At 56.0% G+C, this 1654-nt stretch carries 2 protein-coding genes; both read right to left on the reverse strand.

Annotated features, from left to right (window positions below):
* Nucleotides 1-75 precede the first annotated feature (75 nt).
* Nucleotides 76-912, reverse strand: a complete 837-nt coding sequence (locus tag QCH34_RS12245) for a metal ABC transporter permease (protein WP_300334547.1) — start codon at nucleotides 910-912, stop codon at nucleotides 76-78.
* A partial coding sequence (locus tag QCH34_RS12250; protein ID WP_366898662.1) for an ABC transporter ATP-binding protein occupies nucleotides 875-1654 on the reverse strand: 780 nt, incomplete at its 5' end. The genes QCH34_RS12250 and QCH34_RS12245, both read right to left, overlap by 38 nt.

Below are 1654 nucleotides of genomic sequence, written 5' to 3' on the forward strand. Positions count from 1 at the left end.
CAGGTGCAGATCACCGGTACATCACCACACTGATGCCATTTCTTCAGGATATGGAAGCACTTGAGATCTGATCCCTCAGTGCAATAGGAGGTGCCGCCCGGCAAGGGCGCCTCCATAGATTGCAGCCCCGAGAATGATGATCGTTGCGCCTGAGGGGAGGTTGGATGCATAGGAGAGGGCGATCCCGATAAGGACCGTTACGACGCCGATCAGCACTGCTGTTATCATCATCGTTTTGAGGGATTGAGTGTACAGGCGTGCAGTTGCCGCGGGGAGCGTCAATAATGCAATCACCAGGATGATCCCGACAACCGAGATGAGGGGGACGATTGTAAGTGCGATTAAGAGGAAGAGCACCAGCTTCAGCGCAGAAACGGGCAGCCCCATCACCGCTGCATATTCGGGATCGAAGGTGACTGCCACAAGCCGGGGGAAGAGGGTGATCACAACTGCCAGTATCACTCCAAGCAGGAGTGCCATCAGGAAGATGTCTGTTAATGGAACAAGCAGGATGTTTCCGAAGAGATAACTGAAGAGATCCGGTGGATATCCGGGTGTTATCGAGATGAAGATGATACCAAGCGCCATACCGACTGCCCAGACTGCGGCGGTGATCGTATCAGTCTCCTGCATCTCGCGGACATTCAGGTACCAGAGAATGCAGGCTGCACCGATGGTGAAGATGACCGCACCGATCAGGGGGTCGATGCCGAGGAAGAATCCAAGCCCGACTCCCCCGAATGCAGCATGGGAGATACCTCCGCTTGTTGCTGCCATCCGCCTGACCACAACAAAGCTCCCGACAATACCACAGGCAATAGCGGCAAGAATACCGGCTATAATGGCATTCTGGAAGAATCCGAGCCCGAGGATCTCAATCATCCCGGCCACCCCGATGATCGCGGAGGACACGGTGGGGAACACCGTGGGCGATCAGATCAACCGGGCACCCGTACACCGACGTGAGCATATCTTCGGTGATGGTCGCATCCCCATGCGTATACAGCCGACGGTTTAAACAGGCGATTCTGTTCACCTGCCCGGATATCGCACTGATATCATGGGTGACTATGATCACGGCCATCGTTTCCCGGAGTTTCCCGATCAGCGAGAAGAAGAGCTCTTCTGCCGGAGCATCGATGTAGACGGTCGGTTCATCGAGGATGAGGAGGTGCGGATCGCCTGCAAGCGCCCGTGCAATAATTGCCCGCTGCTGCTGGCCGCCCGAGAGATCGGCAATCGGGTGATCCGAAAGCCCTGAGAGTCCGATCAGATCCATGGACCTCTCCATTGCCTGGTAATCCTCCTCTGAATATCCCGACAAAAACCTCCTCTTCTGTGGGAGCCGGCTCTGGAGGATCATCTCCGAGACGGTGATTGGAAAGGAGAAGTCGAAGGTATGGAACTGCGGGACATACCCGATCAGATCCCGGCCTTCCGAAGGCGGGTGGCCGAAGATACTGATGCTCCCGGCTGCGAGTGGGAGGAGGCCGAGGATTGCCTTGAGGAGGGTGGTCTTCCCGCCGCCGTTTGGCCCGATAATGGCGGCAAAATCATGCTCTTCCACCTCCCAGGTGACATGTTCGATGGCAACATGCCTGCCATAGCAGACTTTTACATCATTCAGAAGGAGAGCAGCTGTCATCTGTGGCCT

The organism is Methanocalculus sp., from assembly GCF_029762515.1.
Classification (GTDB): domain Archaea; phylum Halobacteriota; class Methanomicrobia; order Methanomicrobiales; family Methanocorpusculaceae; genus Methanocalculus.